The organism is Flavobacterium cupriresistens (assembly GCF_020911925.1).
Classification (GTDB): Bacteria; Bacteroidota; Bacteroidia; order Flavobacteriales; family Flavobacteriaceae; genus Flavobacterium; species Flavobacterium cupriresistens.
On the sequence record NZ_CP087134.1, the window covers coordinates 3375448 to 3398189 of the forward strand.

The 22742-nt window shown below is 34.8% G+C and carries 18 protein-coding genes; 17 read left to right on the top strand and 1 reads right to left on the bottom strand.

All coding sequences use genetic code 11. From position 1 onward, the window contains the following. Positions 1 to 19: 19 nt before the first annotated feature. The 15 genes from LNP23_RS14390 to LNP23_RS14460 all read left to right on the top strand — a co-directional run bounded on the left by LNP23_RS14390 (position 20) and on the right by LNP23_RS14460 (position 17857). A complete protein-coding gene (locus tag LNP23_RS14390; protein WP_230001717.1) occupies positions 20 to 2290 on the top strand; it encodes a M1 family metallopeptidase in 2271 nt (756 codons plus the stop codon). 467 nt (positions 2291 to 2757) lie between these two features. Then, on the top strand, positions 2758 to 3375 hold the full coding sequence (locus LNP23_RS14395; RefSeq protein WP_230001718.1) for a GNAT family N-acetyltransferase: 618 nt from the start codon (positions 2758 to 2760) through the stop codon (positions 3373 to 3375). A 4-nt stretch (positions 3376 to 3379) separates the two neighbouring features. Further along, the gene (locus tag LNP23_RS14400) at positions 3380 to 4573 is read left to right on the top strand and encodes an argininosuccinate synthase (protein ID WP_047776362.1); all 1194 of its coding nucleotides are present in this window, start codon (positions 3380 to 3382) and stop codon (positions 4571 to 4573) included. Continuing rightward, positions 4566 to 5543 carry an N-acetyl-gamma-glutamyl-phosphate reductase gene (gene argC / locus LNP23_RS14405; RefSeq protein ID WP_230001719.1) on the top strand — a complete coding sequence of 326 codons (978 nt, stop codon included), beginning with the start codon at positions 4566 to 4568 and terminating at the stop codon, positions 5541 to 5543. The genes LNP23_RS14400 and argC overlap by 8 nt, the downstream gene beginning before the upstream one ends. Before the next feature lie 88 nt (positions 5544 to 5631). Beyond that, positions 5632 to 6771 (top strand): aspartate aminotransferase family protein, encoded by a 1140-nt coding sequence (locus LNP23_RS14410; RefSeq protein ID WP_230001720.1) that lies wholly within the window; start codon positions 5632 to 5634, stop codon positions 6769 to 6771. 99 nt (positions 6772 to 6870) lie between these two features. Then, positions 6871 to 8067, top strand: a complete 1197-nt coding sequence (locus LNP23_RS14415; protein ID WP_230001721.1) for a glutamate-5-semialdehyde dehydrogenase — start codon at positions 6871 to 6873, stop codon at positions 8065 to 8067. 168 nt (positions 8068 to 8235) lie between these two features. After that, positions 8236 to 8997 (top strand): glutamate 5-kinase, encoded by a 762-nt coding sequence (gene proB, locus LNP23_RS14420; RefSeq protein ID WP_230001722.1) that lies wholly within the window; start codon positions 8236 to 8238, stop codon positions 8995 to 8997. A gap of 146 nt (positions 8998 to 9143) precedes the next feature. Continuing rightward, entirely contained in the window at positions 9144 to 10091 is a 948-nt protein-coding gene (locus LNP23_RS14425) for an N-acetylornithine carbamoyltransferase (RefSeq protein WP_230001723.1), read from the top strand. 80 nt (positions 10092 to 10171) lie between these two features. Then, on the top strand, positions 10172 to 10948 hold the full coding sequence (gene argB, locus LNP23_RS14430) for an acetylglutamate kinase (RefSeq protein ID WP_230001724.1): 777 nt from the start codon (positions 10172 to 10174) through the stop codon (positions 10946 to 10948). Between the two features lie 84 nt (positions 10949 to 11032). After that, on the top strand, positions 11033 to 12103 hold the full coding sequence (locus tag LNP23_RS14435; protein WP_230001725.1) for a M20 family metallo-hydrolase: 1071 nt from the start codon (positions 11033 to 11035) through the stop codon (positions 12101 to 12103). 112 nt (positions 12104 to 12215) lie between these two features. Continuing rightward, positions 12216 to 13214 carry a virulence RhuM family protein gene (locus LNP23_RS14440; RefSeq protein ID WP_047776379.1) on the top strand — a complete coding sequence of 333 codons (999 nt, stop codon included), beginning with the start codon at positions 12216 to 12218 and terminating at the stop codon, positions 13212 to 13214. A 60-nt stretch (positions 13215 to 13274) separates the two neighbouring features. Beyond that, the gene (gene argH / locus LNP23_RS14445; protein ID WP_230001726.1) at positions 13275 to 14555 is read left to right on the top strand and encodes an argininosuccinate lyase; all 1281 of its coding nucleotides are present in this window, start codon (positions 13275 to 13277) and stop codon (positions 14553 to 14555) included. A gap of 439 nt (positions 14556 to 14994) precedes the next feature. After that, entirely contained in the window at positions 14995 to 15564 is a 570-nt protein-coding gene (locus LNP23_RS14450; protein ID WP_230001727.1) for a hypothetical protein, read from the top strand. Positions 15565 to 15695: 131 nt separating this feature from the next. Further along, positions 15696 to 16691, top strand: coding sequence for a DUF2157 domain-containing protein (locus LNP23_RS14455; protein WP_230001728.1), 996 nt, complete (start codon positions 15696 to 15698; stop codon positions 16689 to 16691). Further along, positions 16688 to 17857, top strand: a complete 1170-nt coding sequence (locus LNP23_RS14460; RefSeq protein WP_230001729.1) for a hypothetical protein — start codon at positions 16688 to 16690, stop codon at positions 17855 to 17857. The genes LNP23_RS14455 and LNP23_RS14460 overlap by 4 nt, the downstream gene beginning before the upstream one ends. 274 nt (positions 17858 to 18131) lie before the next feature. Here the strand turns inward: LNP23_RS14460 and ytxJ are convergent, their stop codons facing one another. Beyond that, positions 18132 to 18521 (bottom strand): bacillithiol system redox-active protein YtxJ, encoded by a 390-nt coding sequence (ytxJ, locus tag LNP23_RS14465; protein ID WP_047776578.1) that lies wholly within the window; start codon positions 18519 to 18521, stop codon positions 18132 to 18134. 155 nt (positions 18522 to 18676) lie between these two features. Between ytxJ and clpB the strand changes: the two genes are divergently transcribed. Both clpB and LNP23_RS14475 read left to right on the top strand, forming a co-directional pair. After that, the gene (gene clpB, locus LNP23_RS14470) at positions 18677 to 21280 is read left to right on the top strand and encodes an ATP-dependent chaperone ClpB (protein WP_230001730.1); all 2604 of its coding nucleotides are present in this window, start codon (positions 18677 to 18679) and stop codon (positions 21278 to 21280) included. Between the two features lie 411 nt (positions 21281 to 21691). After that, a complete protein-coding gene (locus LNP23_RS14475) occupies positions 21692 to 22567 on the top strand; it encodes a DUF808 domain-containing protein (RefSeq protein WP_047776389.1) in 876 nt (291 codons plus the stop codon). Positions 22568 to 22742: the final 175 nt, after the last annotated feature.

The following is a 22742-nucleotide window of genomic DNA, read 5'->3' on the forward strand; positions in this document are numbered from 1 at the left end:
AGATAAACAGCTAAAAAATATGAAAAAGCATTCCTCAAAAGCCTTGTTAACCGCGGCTTTGTTTGTTGGGATTTCTTCTGCTTGGGCGCAAACAACGCCACCTGCAACAGCAGCAAATCCAGTTAATAATTATAACTACCATGATGCGTTTGCACCGCATTTCTACACTAAAAATGGTACACCAACCCGCTCTGCAAGTGGTCAGCCAGGGGTTGAATACTGGCAAAACAGGGCAGATTATCAGTTAACGGTAAAATTAAACGGAACAACAAATGAACTTGTTGGGACAGATGAAATTACATATACGAATAATAGTCCGGATAAGTTGTCATTTGTTTGGTTGAATCTGGATCAGAATTTATTCAACGAAAGTTCAAGAGGAAATGCTGTAGTGCCTTTAACAGGAAGTCGTAATGGTGCTCAGGGACAGGTTTTTGATGGTGGAAATAAAATTAAATCAGTAAAAATTATTTCAGGAGGAAAGAATAAAACGGAAACGGTTGCAAAATATATTGTAACAGACACCAGAATGCAAATTTTTCTTCCGGAAGCATTGGCTTCAAAGGGAGGTTCTATAAAGATTAAAATTGACTTCTCGTTTATTGCTCCTTTTGAAGGATCTGACAGAATGGGGGTTTTAGAAACTAAAAACGGTAAAATTTTTACCATCGCACAATGGTACCCACGTATGTGTGTGTATGATGACGTAAGAGGTTGGAATACGGCGCCTTATTTAGGAGCTTCAGAGTTTTATTTAGAGTATGGTAATTTTGATGTGAAAATTACAGCTCCTGCCAACCATTATGTTGTTGGTTCGGGTGAGTTGTTAAATGGTGCTGAAGTACTTCCTGCAGCACAATTTAAACGTTATAAAGAGGCTTCTCAAAGTGATAAAACGGTTATGATTCGTTCAGCAGAAGAAGTGGCTGCAACAGCAAACACAAATGCAACAGGAGAAAAAACCTGGCATTATCAAATCAAAAATTCACGTGATTTTTCATGGGCATCTTCAGCGGCTTTTATCTTAGACGGTGCAAAAATAAACTTGCCAAGTGGTAAAAAATCATTGGCTCTATCTGCTTATCCGGTTGAAAGTAACGGGAATGATGCTTGGGGACGTTCTACCGAATACGTAAAAGCATCGATAGAAAATTATTCTAAAAGATGGTTTGAATATCCTTATCCGGCAGCAACAAATGTTGCAGGAAATGAGGGCGGAATGGAATATCCGGGTATTGTTTTCTGCGGATGGAAATCTAAAGGAGATGATTTATGGGGAGTTACAGATCACGAATTCGGACACATTTGGTTTCCTATGATTGTAGGTTCTAATGAGCGTTTATTTGCCTGGATGGATGAAGGTTTTAATACTTTTATAAACTCGGTTAGTTCTTTTGATTTTAATAACGGAGAATACAAGCAAAAAGCGATTGACATGCACGAAGGTGCAGAAGATTTAACCAGTCCTGATTTAGAAACTATTATGAGTTCTCCTGACAATATGAAGGAGGGTAATATTGGTACATTATGTTACTTTAAACCAGCTGCAGGTCTGTCAATTTTGAGAGAGCAAGTTTTAGGTGAAGAGCGTTTTGACAAAGCATTGCGTACTTATGTAGAGCGTTGGGCTTTTAAACACCCGACTCCGGATGACTTTTTCAGAACAATTGAAAATGTTGCAGGAGAAGATTTAAGTTGGTTCTGGAGAAGCTGGTTCGTAAATAACTGGCGTTTTGACCAAGGTATCAACAGTATTAAATATGTGAAAAACAATCCTGCAAAAGGAGTGATTATTTCAGTAGAGAATTTTGATAAAATGCCGATGCCAATTGTTTTAGATGTGAAAACAAAAAGCGGAAAAGTAACAAGAGTTAAATTGCCGGTTGAAATTTGGCAACGTAATAAGGATTGGTCATTCAAACACAATTCTACTGAAGAAATTGAAAGCATTACATTAGATCCGGATCACGTTTTTCCTGATCATACAGAAAGTAATAATGTTTGGACAGCCGGAAAAGGTGTAATAGAGAAAGACATTGTGTTAGACGGATATTTAGGAACTTATACCACTAAAAACGCTCCGTTAACAATTGATTTTACAGAGAAAAACGGTACTTTAAGCGCTGAAATTACAAACTTTCCTAAGTTTTCTGTTAAAGCTGTAGCTGATGAAAAAGATACATTTGAATCAAAAAGAGCAGGATTAAAATTCAAATTTAACGAAGCTAAAACCGGATTAGATATGACTGTTTTAGGAAATGGACAAGTAATACCGTTTACTAAGAAATAGAATAGAAAACAGTAAAATGTTTATTACCCGATAGTTATTAAATACTATCGGGTTTTTTTATGTCCAAAAATAACAAAGCATTAAAAAAATGTTAGAATTTAAATTTTTTGTTTTGTGAATAAAAAAATAGTGTACTTTTGCATCGATGAATAAAATAAGTTTAAATACAACTTCTTTGTCACGGACAAACTCACCTAGTACTTCTCCCGAAGTGCGGACACTATCTGTATAGTAGCCACTGAGTTTTTCGTCGCGTATTTATTTCTATTCATTTTTCATTTTGAAATCACATACTTTGTCCATTGGACAAACCTATCCTAAAAGCACCTATTGTTTAAAATTGCCTCATAATCAACTTTTTGATTTAGAAGGGGTTATCTTTATTTTGCTTACTTTTATTGGATTGATTTCTGGATTTCAAACTAAACAATACGTTTTAATTTTTAACTCTAACTTCAATTATTGAAATGAAGATCTCTATTGTTGTAACTCAGGAAGAACATTTTAAGTATGCGCAGGAAATTTGCGATACGATAGAATCATCAGCCTTGTTAAGAGGTACAGGGATTGCTAAAAGAACTCCTGAGTACATTCAGAAAAAAATGTCAAATGCAGATGCAATGATTGCTCTGGCGGATGGAAAGTTTGCAGGTTTTTGTTATATCGAAAGCTGGCAACACGGGAAATTCGTGGCACATTCCGGTTTAATTGTGCACCCCGATTACAGAAGTTTAGGTTTAGCCAAAAAGATAAAATCAAAAGTTTTTGATTACTCGCTGGAAAGATATCCGGACGCTAAAATCTTTGGTATTACCACAGGATTGGCTGTAATGAAAATCAACTCAGATTTGGGTTATAAACCGGTTCCTTTCTCGGAACTTACAACAGATCCAAGTTTTTGGGCGGGTTGTAAAACCTGTACGAATTACGAAATTTTGCAAAGTAAAGATAACAAAATGTGTCTTTGTACCGGTATGTTGTACGATCCAAAAGAGAAACAAAAAACACCACCAAGACACCCTTTTAACGAAAAAGTTCTTAATAGACTGAGAACCATTAAACAAGCCTTATTTTTAAAAAAGTAACATTATGAAAAAAGTTGTATTAGCTTATAGCGGAGGATTAGATACCTCGTATTGTTTGAAATATTTAAAAAACGAAAAAGGATACGAAGTTCATACCGTGCTTGTAGATACAGGAGGATTTGATGCAGAAGAATTGTCAGCTATTGAAAAAAGAGCCTACGAATTAGGAAGTGCACAACACGCCAACCTAACCATTGTAGATAAATATTATGATAAAGCTATAAAATATTTGATTTTTGGAAACGTATTAAAAAACAATACCTATCCACTATCAGTGAGTGCAGAGCGTGTTTTTCAGGCTATTGAAGCTATAAAATATGCTAAAAAAGTAGGAGCAAGTGCCATCGCACATGGAAGTACAGGTGCAGGAAATGATCAAATTCGTTTTGATTTGATTTTCCAGACCATCGCTCCGGAAATTGAAATTATAACTCCAATTAGAGATTTAAAACTTTCGAGACAAGAAGAAGTCGATTATTTGTCCAAAAATGGCGTTCATTATTCTTGGGAAAAAGCCCAATATTCGATTAATAAAGGACTTTGGGGAACAAGTGTTGGAGGAAAAGAGACACTAACTTCAAGTCAGCCATTGCCTGGTGATGCCTATCCTTCACAATTGCAAAAAGAAGGTGAAGAAAAAGTAACGTTACATTTTGAACAAGGCGAATTAGTAGCGGTTAATGGTAAAACAGACAAACCGTCAAATAATATTGTTGCGCTGGAAAAACTGGCAAATGCCTATGCCATCGGAAGAGACATTCACGTAGGTGATACCATTATCGGAATTAAAGGAAGAGTAGGTTTTGAAGCAGCTGCACCGTTAATTATTATCAAAGCACACCATTTATTAGAGAAACATACGCTGGGGAAATGGCAGCAATACTGGAAGGAACAACTAGGAAACTGGTACGGAATGTTGTTTCACGAAGGCCAATTTCTGGATCCCGTGATGAGAAATATCGAAACTTTTTTGCAAGACACCCAAAAGACGGTCAACGGAGTAGTAACCGTTTCTTTAAAACCGTATCATTTTTCGCTTGACGGAATTGAATCTGAAAATGATCTAATGAACACTGGTTTTGGTCAGTATGGCGAAATGAATAATGCCTGGACGTCTGATGATGCAAAAGGATTTATTAAGATTTTAGGAAACGCTCAAAACATATTTTCATCTGTAAACCATTTAGATCATGATTAATGTTGGAATAATTGGTGGTTCGGGCTACACAGCCGGCGAACTCATTAGAATAGCAATGTATCATCCCAACGTAAACTTGGATTTTGTTTACAGTACAACCAATGCTGGGAAACCGCTTTCTGTGGCACACCACGATTTGATGGGGGATATCGAAATGAATTTTACAGATCAAATTAATCCGGATGTAAACGTTGTTTTTTTATGCCTTGGACACGGGAAATCTATTTCGTTTTTGAAAGAAAATAAATTCGCAAGTCACACTAAAATCATCGATTTAGGAAATGATTTTAGATTAACCAAAGAGGCTGATTTTGAAGGAAAACAATTCGTGTACGGATTGCCTGAATTGAATAAAGCAGCCATAAAAAAGGCAAATTATATTGCAAACCCGGGTTGTTTTGCAACTGCTATTCAGTTAGCCTTATTGCCTTTAGCGAAAAATAATTTATTAAAAGAAGACGTTCATATTAATGCCACAACCGGAAGTACTGGTGCCGGAGTTGGATTAGCAGATACTTCGCATTTTAGTTGGAGAAACAATAATATGTCACATTATAAAGCTTTTGAACATCAGCATTTGGGAGAAATCAATCAAAGTGTGGCGCAATTGCAATCTGATTTTTCAGACGAGTTGATTTTTGTTCCGAACAGAGGGGATTTTACAAGAGGAATTTTTGCTACTTTATATACAAGTTCAGAAGAAAGTTTAGAAGATTTGGTTGCTAAATATGAAGATTTCTATAAAAATGAGCCATTTGTAACGGTAACAACAACCAATATCAATATGAAACAGGTAGTACAAACCAATAAATGCATCATTAGTATATTGAAAAAAGGAAATCGGGTTTTAATCACCTCTATTATTGATAACTTAACCAAAGGTGCTTCCGGACAAGCGATTCAAAACATGAATTTGATGTTTGGACTAGAAGAAACCACAGGTTTACATTTGAAACCAAGCGGATTTTAGAAAAAATTTGTTTCAGGTTTTAAGTTTCAAGTTTCACGTCCAGCACGTAACTTGAAACCTGAAACCTGAAACGTTAAACAAAAAAGAGATGAACTTATTTAACGTTTACCCCCTATATAATATTACTCCTGTAAAAGCAATAGATTGTACCATTACAGATGAAAACGGTATAGAATACTTAGATTTATACAGTGGTCACGGTGTGATTTCTATTGGACACACACAACCTGATTATGTTGCTAAATTGAAAAATCAATTGGATCATTTGGGGTTTTACTCCAATGCCATTCAGAATCCTTTGCAAGTTGAACTGGCTCAAAAACTCGGAAAACTTTCAGGATTAGAAGATTATGAGTTATTTTTATGCAGTTCGGGAGCCGAGGCGAATGAAAATGCTTTGAAATTAGCTTCGTTCCACAATGGAAAATCCAGAGTTGTAGCTTTTCATAATTCATTCCACGGAAGAACTTCTGCAGCTGTTGCGGTTACAGACAATAAAAAAATTGTAGCGCCAATAAATGCGCAGCAGGAAGTTACTTTTCTTCCTTTAAATCAAATTGAATTAGTAGAAGCAGAACTTCAAAAAGGAGATGTTTCGAGTGTAATTATTGAAGGAATTCAAGGGGTTGGAGGTTTAGACGAAGGAACAACAGCCTTTTTTCAGGCTTTAGAAAAAGCATGTAAAAAACACGATGTTGTTTTGATTTTAGACGAAGTACAATCCGGATATGGAAGAAGCGGAAAGTTTTTTGCCTTTCAACATCACGGAATTAATGCGGATATTATCTCGGTAGCAAAAGGAATGGGGAATGGTTTTCCGGTTGGAGCTATTTTAATTTCGCCAAAATTTGAAGCAAGTTTTGGTCTGTTAGGAACTACTTTCGGCGGAAGCCACTTGTCTTGTGCCGCTGGAATTGCCGTTCTGGATGTAATTGAAAAATTGGATTTACAGAAGAATGTAAACGAAGTTTCGGCTTATTTTTCAGAACAAATCAAACAAGTTCCGGGTATCAAACAAATTAAAGGAAAAGGATTAATGCTTGGAATTGAATTTGATTTTGACGTTGCCGCATTAAGAAAGAAATTAATTATCGAGAAACATATTTTTACCGGAAGCGCAAACAATAAGAATTTGTTGAGAATTCTACCTCCGTTAACCGTTAAAAAAGCAGATATAGATACTTTTATTGTAGCTTTAAAAGAAAGTTTAGAAGAACTTAAAAATTAATTTTTTTAATATATAAAACAAACCTGACGGGTTTCCAAAACCCGTCAGGTTTAAATAAGTTCCTATTTAACGAAACAAAAACCAACCAACTATAAAATTATGAACCATCAATTAGCAATCGAAAAGCGGAATTTGGTTTTACTGTCAATGGCAAAGCTTGTTGAGCAGGAAAGAAACCAAATTATTCTAACCAATCAGGCTGATTTACTGGCGTACGACGGTTCCGATCTTGCCATGGAAGAGCGCCTAAAAGTAGATGATAAAAAGATTGATGAAATGATTTTATCGTTGAGCCAATTAGCCGCACAAGATGACCCGGTTGGAGTAGAACGATTTCATTTTGAGCATGATAACGGAATCAAGGTGATTAATAAAACAGCAGCATTTGGTACAATATTAATTATTTACGAATCTCGTCCGGACGTAACCATCGAAGCGGGTGGAATCGCTTTCAAATCCGGAAATAAAATTTTATTAAAAGGTGGAAAAGAAGCATTGCAGTCTAATTTGAAAATTGTGAGCTTATGGCATCAGGCTTTAGAGGAAAATCAAGTTTCGAAAGATTGGGTGGAATACTTGAATTTTAATAGAACTGAAACACAAGCTTTTTTAGAAAAACCAACACAGAAAGTAGACTTAATTGTCCCTCGTGGTGGAGAAAAGTTAATTGAGTTTGTAAAAGCACATGCGACTTGCCCTGTAATTGTAAGCGGACGTGGAAACAACTTCGTTTACGTTCATAAAGAAGCGGATACCGATATGGCGCTGAAGGTAATTATGAATGCCAAAACGTCTAAAATTTCGGCTTGTAATGCGCTCGATAAGGTACTGATAGATTCCAGATTGCCGAATTTTGAAGGTTTTGTTGCTTTGTTAATCGAGGATTTGATAGAATCTAATGTGGAAATTATTGCAGATAAAACGTTAGCTACGTTTAAAAATACAACCCTTCTAAAAGAGGAGAATATTTGGTACGAAGAGTTTTTAGATTATAAAATTGTAATTGGAACCATCGATTCGGAAGACCATGCCATCGAAAAAATAAATAAATATTGCGGTGGACATTCCGCTTCAATTATAACCAGAAATACCGCTGTTGCTCAGGAATTCATGGAGAATGTAGATGCAGCCGCCGTTTATCAAAATGCCTCAACACGTTTTACAGACGGTGGACAGCTAGGTTTAGGTGGGGAATTAGCCATAAGCACAGATAAATTGCATCAAAGAGGACCAATTGGCTTACAGCATCTTGTAACCAATAAGTGGTATATTTATGGTGAAGGACAGGTTAGGTGATTTTAGATTTTAGATTGTTGATTTTGAATTGCCGACGTTAGAATTGGAATTTGGAATTTAAAAATTTGGAATTTTATTTTAAAATTTTGTGCCCTTTATGATTAAAAGATTTTTGATTTTTCAAAACTCAACATCTTAGCAACTCAGCATCTTAGAGACTTTAAAAAAATGAAGAAAAAAAGAATTTTATTGAAAATTGGAAGCAATACGCTGACAAAAGAAACCAATCATATTTCGAGAGGAAAAATTGAAGATATCGGAATGCAGATTGCGGCTTTAAACAAAGAGTATGAGTTTGTAATTGTAAGCTCCGGAGCTATTGCAGCAGCGAAACAGTTTGTAAAACTCGAAAGTAAAGGCAAAGAAATTATTGTAAAACAAGCTCTGGCTTCGATTGGGCAGCCCCATTTAATGCGGATTTTTCATGAGAATTTCAGCGATTTGGGTTTGTTGACTTCGCAATGTCTGCTTTCGTATTCTGATTTTGAGAAGGAACAGTCCAAAGTCAATATTGTCAATACAATAAATGTTTTGGTCGAGAACAATTATATTCCGATTATCAATGAAAATGATACTGTTGCGACAGATGAGATTCAGTTTGGGGATAATGATAAATTGGCCGCTTTGACAGCAGTACTTCTAAATGTTGATATTCTGATTATTGCAACCAATACAAGCGGAATTTATACGAAGGATTCTATTCATAATAAAATTCCGGAAACCATAAAATTAGTAGAAGATTTAAAGCTTTTAGAAAAAGAAATTGGAGAATCTAAGTCTTCACATGGAACGGGAGGGATGCAATCTAAAATTGAAGCAGCCGGAATTGCAAAGGCGGCCAATATTGAAACCTGGATCATTAACGGATTAGAAGATAATTTTATTTTGAAAGCCTTAAAAAATGAAATTCCGTTTACTAAGATAGTTTAGAAATGTTTAACGGTTTAATCGTTAATTTGGGTAATGGATTAAAACGGAAGTATTCAATGCTGTTTTTTAGAATGTATAGATGTTAAATTTGTTTAATTGAGAAATCGGTTAAACAGTTCAACAATTAACCGATTAAATAAAAAATTATGAATTATATTTCAATTCAAGATAGTAGCTCATTATCAAAATGGGTAAGAAGTGCTTTAAAAATTAAAAAAAGTCCACTTAAAAATCAAAGTTTAGGGAAGAATAAAACGTTAGGAATGTTATTCTTTAATCCGAGTTTAAGAACGCGTTTGAGCACCCAAAAAGCAGCACTAAATTTGGGAATGAATGTGATGGTAATGAACTTTACCAACGAAGGCTGGACTTTGGAATTTGAAGATGGAGCCGTAATGAATTCAGGTGCTTCCGAGCATATCAAAGAAGCAGCAGAAGTTGTTTCTCAATATTGTGATATTATTGCTATTCGTGCTTTTGCTGGATTGGAGAGCAAAGAAAAAGATTATTCGGAAACCGTTATTTCAGGTTTTATAAAACATGCAACGGTGCCAATAGTAAATATGGAAAGTGCTGTTCGTCATCCCTTGCAATCTTTAGCAGATGCCATTACGATGGAAGAGTACAAAACTGAGCATAAACCTAAAGTAGTACTATCTTGGGCACCACACCCTAAAGCTCTGCCACAAGCAGTGGCCAATTCATTTGTAGAAATGATGCAATTGCAAAAGGAAATGGATTTTGTAATTACACATCCGGAAGGTTATGAATTAAGCCCCGAAATTACAAAAGACTGCAAAATAGAATACGACCAAAATAAGGCTTTCGAAAATGCTGATTTTGTCTACGTAAAAAACTGGAGTAATTTTAACGATTACGGAAAAGTGACCAACATAGATCCATCCTGGACTGTTACAACTGAAAAAATGGCATTGACCAACAACGGAAAATTCATGCATTGTCTTCCGGTACGTCGTAATGTAATTGTAAGCGATGAAGTTATAGATAGTGAAAATTCAATCGTAATTCAACAAGCTAATAACAGAACGTACGCAGCACAGTTGGTGTTACAGAAGATTTTGAAGAAATTGTAATTTTAAAGTTGCTAAGGTTCTAAGTGTCTAAGATACTAAGAGCTTAGTGACTCAGAACCTTAGCTCCTTAGAAACTAAAAATGAAAAAAGTTACCGTAATAAAAATAGGTGGAAACATAATTGATAACCCAACCGAGTTAGAACAATTTTTGACTGATTTTTCTAAAATTGAAGGATACAAGGTAGTTGTTCATGGAGGCGGAAAATCAGCTACTAAAATGGCACAAAGTATTGGTTTAGTCCCTCAAATGATTGAAGGACGTCGCATTACAGATGCTCCGATGCTCGATGTTGCAGTGATGATTTATGCCGGACAGATTAATAAATATATTGTAGCGCAATTACAGGCAAAAGACAACAATGCAATCGGTTTTTCAGGCGCTGACGGAAATCTAATTCAGTCGGAGAAACGAAATCATCCAACAATTGATTATGGTTTTGTGGGCGATGTGAAACAGGTAAATACAATATTGTTGGCTACACTATTGCAAAGTGGAATCGTACCGGTTTTCTGTGCCATTACGCACGATAAAAAGGGACAATTACTAAATACAAATGCCGATACAATTGCAAGTGAATTAGCTATTGCCTTAGCTGAAGTTTTCGATGTAACACTTACGTATTGTTTCGAAAAACAAGGAGTATTGTTAGATTCTGAAGATGATACGTCTGTAATTACAGAAATAAATGAAGCTTTATATGCAAAGCTAAAAGCAGAAGAAGTAATCCATTCCGGAATGATTCCTAAATTGGATAATTGTTTTAATAGTTTATCAAGAGGTGTTCAAAAAATTAAAATTGGACATCACAGGATGTTGCAGAGCCCGGATGTTCTGCACACCACGATTATATTGTAAAGAAAAAGTTGCGAAGTTTCTTAGAAACTAAGATTTTTGCATCTTATAACTTCAGAACCATAGTACCTCAGTACCTAAACAAAAATGAAAAATATAGAAACGCTGACCCAAGAAGCCATTGTTTTATTGAAAAACCTGATTGAAACCCCTTCCTTTTCAAGTGAAGAAGATCAAACCGCTCTTTTAATTGAAAATTGGTTCAATCAAAATGAAATCCCTTTTAAGAGAGAAAACAACAATGTGTGGGCTTTCAATAAAAATTTTGATAAAAATAAACCAACACTTTTATTAAACTCTCATCACGATACCGTAAAACCAAATCAAGCGTACACCAACGATCCGTTTAAAGCGATTGAAAAAGACGGTAAATTATTCGGATTAGGAAGCAATGATGCCGGAGGTTGTCTGGTTTCTTTACTGGCGACTTTTGTGCATTTTTATGCTGTCGAAAATTTATCACACAATATTGTAATTGTCGCTTCTGCAGAAGAAGAGAGTAGCGGTAAAAATGGCTTAAATAGCGTCTTAAAACATTTGCCGGAATTGGACTGTGCGATTGTTGGTGAACCTACTTTAATGCAGTTGGCCGTTGCTGAAAAAGGCTTACTGGTTCTGGATGTTAAAGTAAAAGGTACGGCAAGTCACGCTGCACATCAGAATGATGATAATGCGATTTATAAATCAATTCCGGTAATGGAGTGGTTTAAAAACTATAAATTCGACAAGATATCTGAGGTTTTGGGTCCTGTAAAAATGACTGTAACTCAGATTAGTGCCGGAAAACAGCATAATGTGGTGCCATCAGAATGTGATTTGGTGGTAGATATTCGTGTAACCGACTGTTATTCGAATACCGAAATCCTTGACGTTGTTAAAGCAAATGTAAACGCCGAAGTTACACCAAGATCCATGCATTTAAATGCTTCGTCTATTCCGGTAACACATGGTTTAGTTCAGGCAGGAATCGCTTTAGGAAGAACGACTTACGGTTCGCCAACCCTTTCAGACCAGTCGGTTTTAAGTTGTCAATCGTTAAAATTAGGACCAGGTGAAACCCTACGGTCACATTCAGCCGATGAATTTATCTTTATCAATGAAATTGAGGAAGGAGTCGATTTGTATATCAAAATACTAAGTGATTTTTTTAGATTGTAATATTTTCATCCTGAGCGAAGTCGAAGAATAATTTCTATTGAGCTTAGAAGTAACAATACAAAAATATTTGAGTGTTCTGTCATCAAAATATTTTTAATAAACAAAAACGATTATGCAAAAGCCTATTTTATTATATCAAACAGCAGACACCAATATAAATGTTGAAGTGACTTATATTGATGAGAATTTTTGGTTGACACAAAAAGCTATTGCTGAATTATTTACTGTTGACGTTAGGACTGTTAATGAGCATCTTCAAAATATATTTAATTCGGAAGAGTTAGAAAAAATCGCAACTAACCGGAAAATCCGGATTGTTCAAAAAGAAGGAAATCGTCAGGTAAGTCGTGAGATTGATTTTTATAATCTAGACGCTATAATCGCTGTCGGTTACCGTGTCAATTCAAAACAAGCAACTCAGTTCCGAATTTGGGCGACCAAAACTTTAAAAGAATTTATTATAAAAGGATTTGTATTGAATGATGAAATGTTGAAAAACGGTTCATCATTTGGCAAAGATTATTTTGAAGAATTACTAGGGAAAATAAGAGAAATAAGATCTTCCGAAAGAAGATTTTATCAAAAGATAACAGACATTTATGCGCTTTCTGCGGATTATGAAAAAGGCGCATCAGAAACCAGAGCTTTTTTCGCATCCGTACAGAATAAATTGCATTGGGCAATCTCAGGAAAAACAGCTGCTGAGATTATTTATACAGAAGCAGATGCAGCAAAATTGCATATGGGGTTGTCTACGTGGAAAGATGCTCCCGATGGGAAAATTCAAAAAGCAGATGTTGTAATTGCTAAAAATTATTTAAGTGAAAATCACATTCAGGAATTGAACAGAATAGTGTCGGCTTATTTAGATTTAGCAGAAAATAATGCGAAAAGACAGTTGTTGATGAAAATGGAAGATTGGAGTACTTTTTTAAATAATTTTCTTCAGCTTTCTAATTATCCGATTTTATTAGACAATGGTAAAATCTCATTATTGGAAGCAAAAATAAAAGCAGAATCTGAGTTTGATAAATTTAGAATAATTCAAGATCGGGATTATATTTCTGATTTTGACAGAGAAGTTTTAAAAATAAAGAAGTCAAATAAGTAAGCAAACATAAACCTAACAAGTTTTTAAAATCGGTTAGGTTTTCTTAAAAATATATAGTCTATGAAACTTTGGGAAAAAGGAATACCGACCGACAAACAAATCGAGCAATTTACGGTTGGAAATGATAGAGAACTGGATTTGGTTCTTGCCAAATATGATGCATTAGGTTCTATCGCACATGCCAAAATGCTTGGGCAAATCGGATTATTAACTTCAGAAGAAACAACTTCTTTGGTGGATGCCTTAAATGAAATTATAACTGATATCGCAAAAGGAAACTTCGTGATTGAAGATAGTTTTGAAGACGTTCATTCCAAAATAGAATACCTGCTAACCGTAAAATTAGGCGATGCAGGAAAAAAAATTCACACCGCACGTTCACGTAACGATCAGGTTTTAGTTGATGTGCATTTGTATTTAAAGGACGAAGTAAAAGCCTTAAAAGAGCAGGTAAAAACACTTTTTGATTTGTTGATGGAATCTGCAGAGAAACATCAAAATGTATTATTGCCCGGTTATACACACTTGCAAATTGCAATGCCTTCTTCTTTTGGAATGTGGTTTTCCGCCTACGCGGAAAGCTTGATCGACGACATAACCATGTTGAATGCGGCCGGAAAAATTGTCGACCAAAACCCGTTAGGCTCCGCGGCAGGTTATGGAAGTTCATTTCCAATTAACCGAACCTTTACAACACAGGAATTGGGTTTTGAAACGTTAAAATTCAATGCCGTTGCAGCACAAATGAGCCGTGGTAAAGCAGAGAAAACAGTAGCTTTTGCGATGAGCAGTGTAGCGGCAACGTTATCGAAATTTGCGATGGATGTTTGTTTGTACATGAGTCAGAATTTTGACTTTATTGGTTTGCCGTCCCATCTTACAACAGGTTCGAGTATTATGCCACACAAGAAAAATCCGGATGTATTTGAATTAATAAGAGGGAAATGCAATAAGATTCAAGCGTTACCTTATGAAATTACTTTGATCACAAACAATCTTCCAAGCGGTTATCACAGAGATTTACAATTACTAAAAGAAGGTTTGTTTCCTGCACTTCAAAACTTAAAAGCCTGTCTGGATATTGCGATTTTCTCTATAAAAGATATTACCGTAAAAGACCATATTTTAGAAGATAAAAAATACGATTATTTGTTTACGGTTGATACTTTAAACGAAATGGTTGTAGCCGGAATGCCTTTCAGAGATGCTTACAAAGCTGTTGCAGAACAATTGGAGGCCGGAACCTACAAATCTCCAAAAGAGACTAAACACACACACGAAGGAAGTATCAATAATTTGTGCTTAGACGCTATAAAAGCGAAAATGAAAGCCGCTTATTAAAGTCCCGGTTTGATACTGTTCAGAAAATAGGAAAGGCTATTGATTTATTTCGATAGCCTTTTTTTATTGGTTTTGTCTGGATTAATGAAATAATGGAAGATGAATTAATTAAATAATGATGTAGAAAAACAGGTTTTACAGGATAAATATAGGTTTGGATTATGCAATTTTGAATTTAATCACGTTGTGCAAACATCTTACGAAAATGAGATAAAGTGTTAGAATTTAAAATTGCTATTTTTACAAATAAATCTATCATTTCTATAGAGGAAATGTTAATAATTTATTTTTTTATATTTTATAAATGTAAAATACTCGTTTTCTACTAGTTGAGTTGATGGTTAAAAAAGTAAAAAAGATTTTGTTAAAATAACTTTATAATTGGCTTGTTTTACCTGTATATTCGTGCAAAATTTTAAAAATTATTACAATGTTAAACATGACCAAAAAGATTGCTTTTGTACTATTATTTATTTCCGGAGCTGTTTTCACCGGATGCTCAAGTGACGAGAAAGAAAACGAAAATGTAGTTGTTGATACTGCTACATTAAAAACGTTTAAGGATGTAACTTTTTCTTTAGATGCTGAAGAAGGTTTTGATGCAGGACGTTTCTTTTCAACTGAAACAGGGAAATCATACAAAAAAGCACAGATTGATGCGGCTACGTTACCGAAAATTGATATTGCTTTTTACGGAGGAAGTTTTTCTTTAAATTTCTTTACAACTCCTAACGATGCAGAATATGGTATTGCTAAAGGAACTACTACTGATTTTATTAATGATATAAAAGATCAATTCACAATTGATAAATTTAATAAATTAGAAAAAGGAGAAGACTTAAATGGTTTAACTATTACTAATGATGGTAATTCATTTCCAGACAGCAAACTGCCTCTTGTTGTTTTATTTAAAAATGCAGCAGGTAAAAAAGGAGTTATCTATGTGAAATCAGTTCACAGAGTTGGTTCTAACCCTAGAATTGTTACGGATATTAAAATCCAAAAATAATTTAGTGTAAAAACTAAATTGAAGAAAAGCACTATGGTTTAATAGCGCTTTTTTTGTAAAACCTTTTGTCTGCGACAGAAAGTTCGTCATAAATACATACATTTGGTAATCAGTTATTTTAAATTATACGTATGACGCAATTAGAAGAACAAGCAACTCAGCAACTTTTCGAGAAAAACTTTATTACGGAAGAACAACACAACCAGATAAAAGAGTACCGAAGTTTGGGTGTTTTTTCGTTACATGCTGAATTAAAAGTATTTTTATACATATCAGTTTTGCTTTTTACATCTGGAATCGGAATCCTGATTTATAAAAATATTGATACTATTGGCCATATTGCGATTTTGACACTATTGTTGATTGCCATTGGTGTTTGTTTCTATTTTTGTTTTAAAAATTCAAAAGGATTCCAAAAATCCGAAACAAGTTTTGAAAACCCTGTTTTAGAATATTTGGTGCTCGCAGCCAATATACTGACGTGTATTTTTATTGGTTATTTACAATTTCAATACAAACCTTTCGGTACCTCTTATGGTTTGGCGACCCTGGTTCCCACAATTGTAAGTTTCTTTTGTGCTTATTATTTTGATAATAGAAGTGTTCTGACTATTGCCATTACAGGTTTGGCAGCTTATGTAGGGTTTTCTGTAACGCCGCAGGATTTGCTTACAAGCGATTTTTATTCCCACCAAGGATTAAGTTATTCTGCCATCGTATTAGGAGGTTTATTGATTTTATGGACGATTTATAGCTCCAGAATTCAATTAAAAACACATTTTAATTTGATCTATCTAACTTTTGCTTTGCATATGATTAGTATCGCTTTAATCAGTAATCTATTGGATGTTTTTGATTGGATTTGGTTCGTATTTGCCTTTGTACTTGGCGCATCTTGTTTTTATTTTTATAAAGTAAGTCATGAGGTTAAAGCGATTTCATTGTTTGTTTTTACGATTATCTATGCTTATATCGGAATCAATATAGTATTGTTCCGCTTTTTAGAACATATTGATTTTTCGGAGATTTGGGAAATATTTGTTTTAGCTATCCCGGCCTATTTCATTGGTTCAATAGTCTTGTTCATTAAATTAATTAAAAACTTCAATAAAGAAATTGCGTTATGATTGTACTGGACAAAAATAAATTAGACAATTCGGCTTTAACAGAAGAGGCAGAGGCATTAAAAAATGCAGGTTTTATTGGTAAAGAACAGTTCAATTTTATTAAAAAGGAACTTCTTGTACTTAACAGTCACAAAAATATTCTGGTACGTATTGGTTTCTTTTTATTGGGATCGTTTTTATATGCGTCGTTATGCGGAGCAGTTTCGCTTTTTGGACTTTCTGGTATAGACAGCTATTGGAAAGTTCTTCCGTTTGTTTTTGCTGCAATAGGTTTTGTAGGATCGGAACTTTTAGCCAAACAAGGCTATCATAATCACGGACTCGATGATGCCTTTATTTTAGGAACTCTTTTAAATACAGGTCTCGCAATTGGGGTTTTAAGTGAAGGGGAAAATGTACTATCGATTATGATTGCTGTTACTGTAGTTTCATTTATACTGTATTTACGTTATTTACATCTATTGTCGGCATTGGTTTTTTACTTGGCATTAACAGTAACATTGGGATATGCAATATTTGAATTTCTGGAATTCGGACAGGCTATTTTACCTTTTTTTATGCTATTGTATGGTGCAGGAACGTATTATTTTTGTAGAAAATTGCTTAAAGATTTAAGTGAACCCTTTTATTACTCAGGAATTGTTTTAATAAAGAGTATCAGTTTGATTCTTTTTTACCTTTCCGGAAATTATATGGTGGTAAGGGAGCTATCTGGAACACTCTCAGGAATTTATTATGATGTAAGCCCCGAAATACCGTTAGCATTTTTCTTTTGGATTTTTACATTCGCCGTTCCTGTCCTTTATTTGTTTTTCGCTTTAAAGAATAAAGACAGAATTATGCTGTGGATCAGTTTTATCGCCATTGCTTTTTCTTTTTACAGCTTTCGATTTTATCACTCGGTTTTACCAGTAGAGGTAGCGCTGACACTTGGAGGATTGCTTTTATTCGCAATAGCATTTTTCTCCATAAAGAAATTAAAAACTAAAGAAACAGGTTTGACTTTTAAACCGGATAGAATCTCCAACTCAAACGACTTTTTAAATGCAGAAGCCTTGATAATTGCTTCAACATTCGGAATGAAACCGGAAGTAAAACCAGCTGATTCTCCAATGGAATTTGGAGGAGGTGGCTTTAGTGGCGGGGGATCTGAGGGGAGTTTTTGATTTGGGTGAAACATGAAACGTGAAACATGAAACATGAAACATGAAAGATGAAATGTTTTTCAATAGATGATATAAAAAACAAAACCCTGAATTAGAGGAATTCAGGGTTTTGTTTTTGTCATTTCGAAGAATGAGAAATCACACTAGAAATTCACGCACAGTTTGCGGAATATTGGATGTGATTTCTCGACTTCGCTCGAAATGACAATTCATAAGATCTTTTTAGCGTTTCACATTTTACAAGAAAACATTTCACATTTTACAAAAGAGGTCCTTATACTTTCGTTTTCAAAGCCTCAGCATCAATATCGCTGTGAGAAACATTGTAAACCGCTTTTCCGTTTTTAATCAATAGCAATTGAGGAGATTCATGGTGTACGTTAAATTTGTTGGCAATTTCGTTAGATACGTCACGATGTTCGATTAAATCTAGGAAAAAGGCATCAACCGTTTCGTTTAAATCGTATTCTTTTTCAAATTGTTTTAAAGCCATTCTACTAATACTGCATCTCGTACTGTGCTTAAAAATTACGATAGGCTTAACATTTGAAATGTTAGCAATATCATCCAACTGTGTTAAATTTGTAAGAGGAATCCAGTTTATATTGCTTTTTTGTGAATCCGAATGGTCAGAATTTCCGAAGATAGAATTTAAAAAACCCATGTTTTGACTGTTTTTATGACTTTTTGACATTTAGTTCAAGTAAAACCTTGATTTTTAATGACTTTTTGTCGGTGTTTTTATTGTGGAATATAATTTGAATATTGAATTGCAAAGTTACTTATTACAAATATAAATCAATCATAAATCATACAAATATGAACATAAATAAGTTTACGACTAAATCTCAGGAAGCCATTCAGTTGTCGCAGCAGCTGGCTCAAAGATATGGTCAACAACAAATAGAAAACGAACACATCTTTAAGGCGATTTTTGAAGTGGATGAAAATGTGGCGCCTTTTATATTGAAAAAACTCAATGTAAATGTGCCTTTGTTTTTACAAATTTTAGATTCAACATTACAAAGCTTTCCAAAAGTTTCGGGAGGCGATATTATGCTTTCGCGAGACGCAAATAAAGCATTGAATGAAGCAGAAATTATTGCACAAAAAATGGACGATGAGTATGTTTCAATCGAGCATTTAATTTTGGCAATTTTTGATTCAAAAAGCAAAGTAGCACAGATTTTAAAAGATCAGGGTGTTACCGGAAAAGCTTTGAAAGCTACAATAGCGGAGCTTAGAAAAGGAGAAAGAGTAACTTCGGCTTCTGCTGAAGAGACCTATAATTCATTAAATAAATACGCTAAAAACCTGAATGAGTTAGCGCGTACCGGAAAGTTGGACCCTGTTATCGGGCGTGACGAAGAAATCCGACGTGTGTTACAGATTTTAACCCGCAGAACTAAAAATAACCCTATGTTGGTGGGAGAGCCGGGTGTTGGTAAAACGGCTATTGCTGAAGGTTTAGCGCACCGAATTGTGGATGGTGATGTACCTGAAAATCTAAAAGATAAAGTTGTTTTCTCTTTAGATATGGGAGCATTGATCGCCGGAGCCAAGTACAAAGGTGAATTTGAGGAAAGACTAAAATCGGTAGTAAAAGAAGTGACAGCGGCAGAAGGTGATATCGTTTTATTTATCGATGAAATTCACACACTTGTTGGCGCAGGTGGAGGTGAAGGGGCTATGGATGCGGCTAATATCTTAAAACCGGCTTTGGCCCGTGGAGAGTTAAGAGCGATCGGAGCCACAACTTTAGATGAATATCAGAAATATTTTGAAAAAGATAAAGCATTGGAACGTCGTTTTCAAAAGATCTTAATTGACGAACCGGATACAGAAAGTGCTATTTCGATTTTGCGTGGAATTAAAGAAAAATACGAAACGCATCATAAAGTTCAGATTAAAGATGAAGCTATTATTGCAGCGGTAGAACTATCACAACGTTATATCACAAATCGATTTTTACCGGACAAAGCCATTGATTTAATGGATGAGGCTGCGTCGAAATTGCGTATGGAAATCAATTCAAAACCAGAAGAATTAGATGTTTTGGATCGCAAAATCATGCAACTGGAAATTGAAATCGAAGCCATTAAGCGTGAAAAAGAAGAAAGTAAGCTCAAAATTTTAGGAATGGATCTGGCGAACCTAAAAGAAGAGCGAAATGAAATCTATACCAAATGGAAGTCTGAAAAAGATGTCGTTGACGGTGTTCAGGCTGTGAAATTAGAAATAGAAGATTTTAAACATGAAGCGGAACGTGCAGAACGTGAAGGGGATTATGGAAAAGTAGCTGAAATTCGTTACGGAAAAATCAAAGAAGCCCAGGAACGTCTGGATGTTTTATTGAAACAATTGCAGGAATACCAATCCGGTAATTCATTGATAAAAGAAGAGGTTACCCGTGAAGATATTGCTGAAGTTGTAGCAAAATGGACAGGAATTCCGGTAATGAAAATGCTTCAGACAGAAAGAGAAAAACTTTTGCATTTGGAGGATGAATTGCACAAACGCGTTGTAGGTCAGGAAGAAGCGATTGAAGCAGTAAGTGATGCTGTTCGCAGAAGCCGTGCAGGATTGCAGGATATGAAAAAACCGGTTGGTACATTCCTGTTGTTAGGGACAACGGGTGTTGGTAAGACGGAGTTGGCAAAAGCTTTGGCAGAATACCTTTTTGATGATGAAAATGCCATGACCCGTATTGATATGAGTGAATATCAGGAACGTCACAGCGTGAGTCGATTGGTTGGTGCGCCTCCTGGCTATGTTGGTTACGATGAAGGAGGGCAATTAACAGAAGCTGTTCGAAGAAAACCTTATTCTGTAATTCTACTGGATGAGATCGAAAAAGCCCATCCGGATACGTTTAATATTTTATTGCAGGTTTTAGATGAAGGCCGTTTGACGGATAATAAAGGTCGTCTGGCTGATTTTAAAAATACAATTATCATCATGACCTCCAATATGGGAAGTCAGATTATTCAGGAGAAATTTGATAATCTGAAAGGCGGTATTGAAGCTGCAACTGAAGCTGCAAAAGTGGAAGTTTTGGCTTTATTGAAACAAACCGTTCGTCCTGAATTTATAAATCGTATTGATGAAATCGTGTTGTTTACGCCTTTAACTATCGAAAATATTTCGAGAATTGTAAGCTTGCAACTTAAAAGTGTTACCAAAATGCTGGCGTTACAAGGTATCACTATGGATGCTACGCCGGAAGCGATTGCTTATCTGTCAGACAAAGGGTATGATACACAATTTGGAGCAAGACCGGTAAAACGAGTTATTCAGAGAGAAGTGTTAAATCAATTGTCGAAAGAAATTCTGGCAAACAATATAACAACCGATAGTATCATTTTGATTGATGCTTTCGATGGAAAATTGGTTTTTAGAAATCAAACGCATAAAGTCGATTAATTCTTTTAGTTAATTATTAATTGGGAAGACACCAGTCGCAAGACTGGTGTTTTTTTGTTTAAATAAATTGGAGAAACCGTAAATAATGAAACTTTATTGCAGGGTAGTATAACAGTATGTATTGTTTAATTTCTGAAATTTACTAAGAACATAAAACAATAAGATCATGAACAATATATTCAGAGGGTTAATTGCGGGTTATGGAGCTAAAAAATTAGGATGCGGGTGTTTTAGCACGGTATTTATTTTCATCATTCTATGGTTGCTTTTGGGACAGTGCAGTTAATTTTTTAGCAAAAGATTCGATAAAAAAGTAGTAGATTCGCAGAGGTAAAAAAACAAATAACGTAGCTTATATGAGGTTTTGTAAACCAATGAATTACGTAATTCTTAAAATAAATAAATTAATAAATGGCATCAGGTTTTTTCGTACTATTAGATGATATCGCAGCAATCATGGATGATGTTGCAGTAATGAGCAAGGTTGCAGCAAAAAAAACAGCAGGTATTTTGGGGGATGATTTAGCAGTTAATGCTGAAAAAGCTTCAGGGTTTGCCTCTTCAAGAGAACTTCCTGTTTTATGGGCAATCAGTAAAGGATCACTACTTAATAAAATTATTATTTTGCCAATCGCATTCTTGTTGAGCGCCTTTTTTCCTATTGCCATTATTGTGATTTTAGTACTTGGAGGACTTTTCCTTGCTTATGAAGGTGCTGAGAAAATATATGAGTTCTTTTTTCCTCACCAACACGCTTCGGAAGGAATCACAGAAGAAACCTTTACAGAAGAGGAAATTTTAGCACTTGAAAAAGACAAAATAAAGTCCGCTATTGTAACCGATTTTATTCTTTCGGTAGAGATTGTAATCATTGCATTGGGAACTGTAATTGGTCAGCCGATTTCATCACAGATTGCAGTAGTTTCAATAATTGCATTGATTGCGACTATTGGTGTTTATGGTATCGTTGCTATAATTGTCAGAATGGATGAAGTAGGTTTTAAAATGATCCAACACAGTAAAAAAGAAAAAAGTATATTAAAAACGATCGGTAATTTATTGGTTCAGGCACTTCCAAAAGTGATTAAGGCTTTAACTGTGATCGGAACAATTGCTTTGATTCTGGTAGCTGGAGGTTTATTCGTTCACAATATTGAGTTTTTCCATCATTTACTACCTCAATTTCCTTCGATTTTGAAAGAGTTTATCGTAGGACTTGTAGTTGGATTTATAGTTTTAGCGATTGTGAATCTTCTGAAAAAACTTTTTGGAAAGAAAGCGCATTAATAGAAACATTGTATTTTTTCAAATAAATAGAACATCAGTTGCAAAGCTGGTGTTTTTTTTATGTTTTTATTTTGAAGTTAATCCCTTTGTTTATAGGTGTTTGGTGTTTTGTTTTAATATTTTAACATTTAATCTAAGCAACCTTATTATTTATTCGCCCTCTTCATATTAAAAT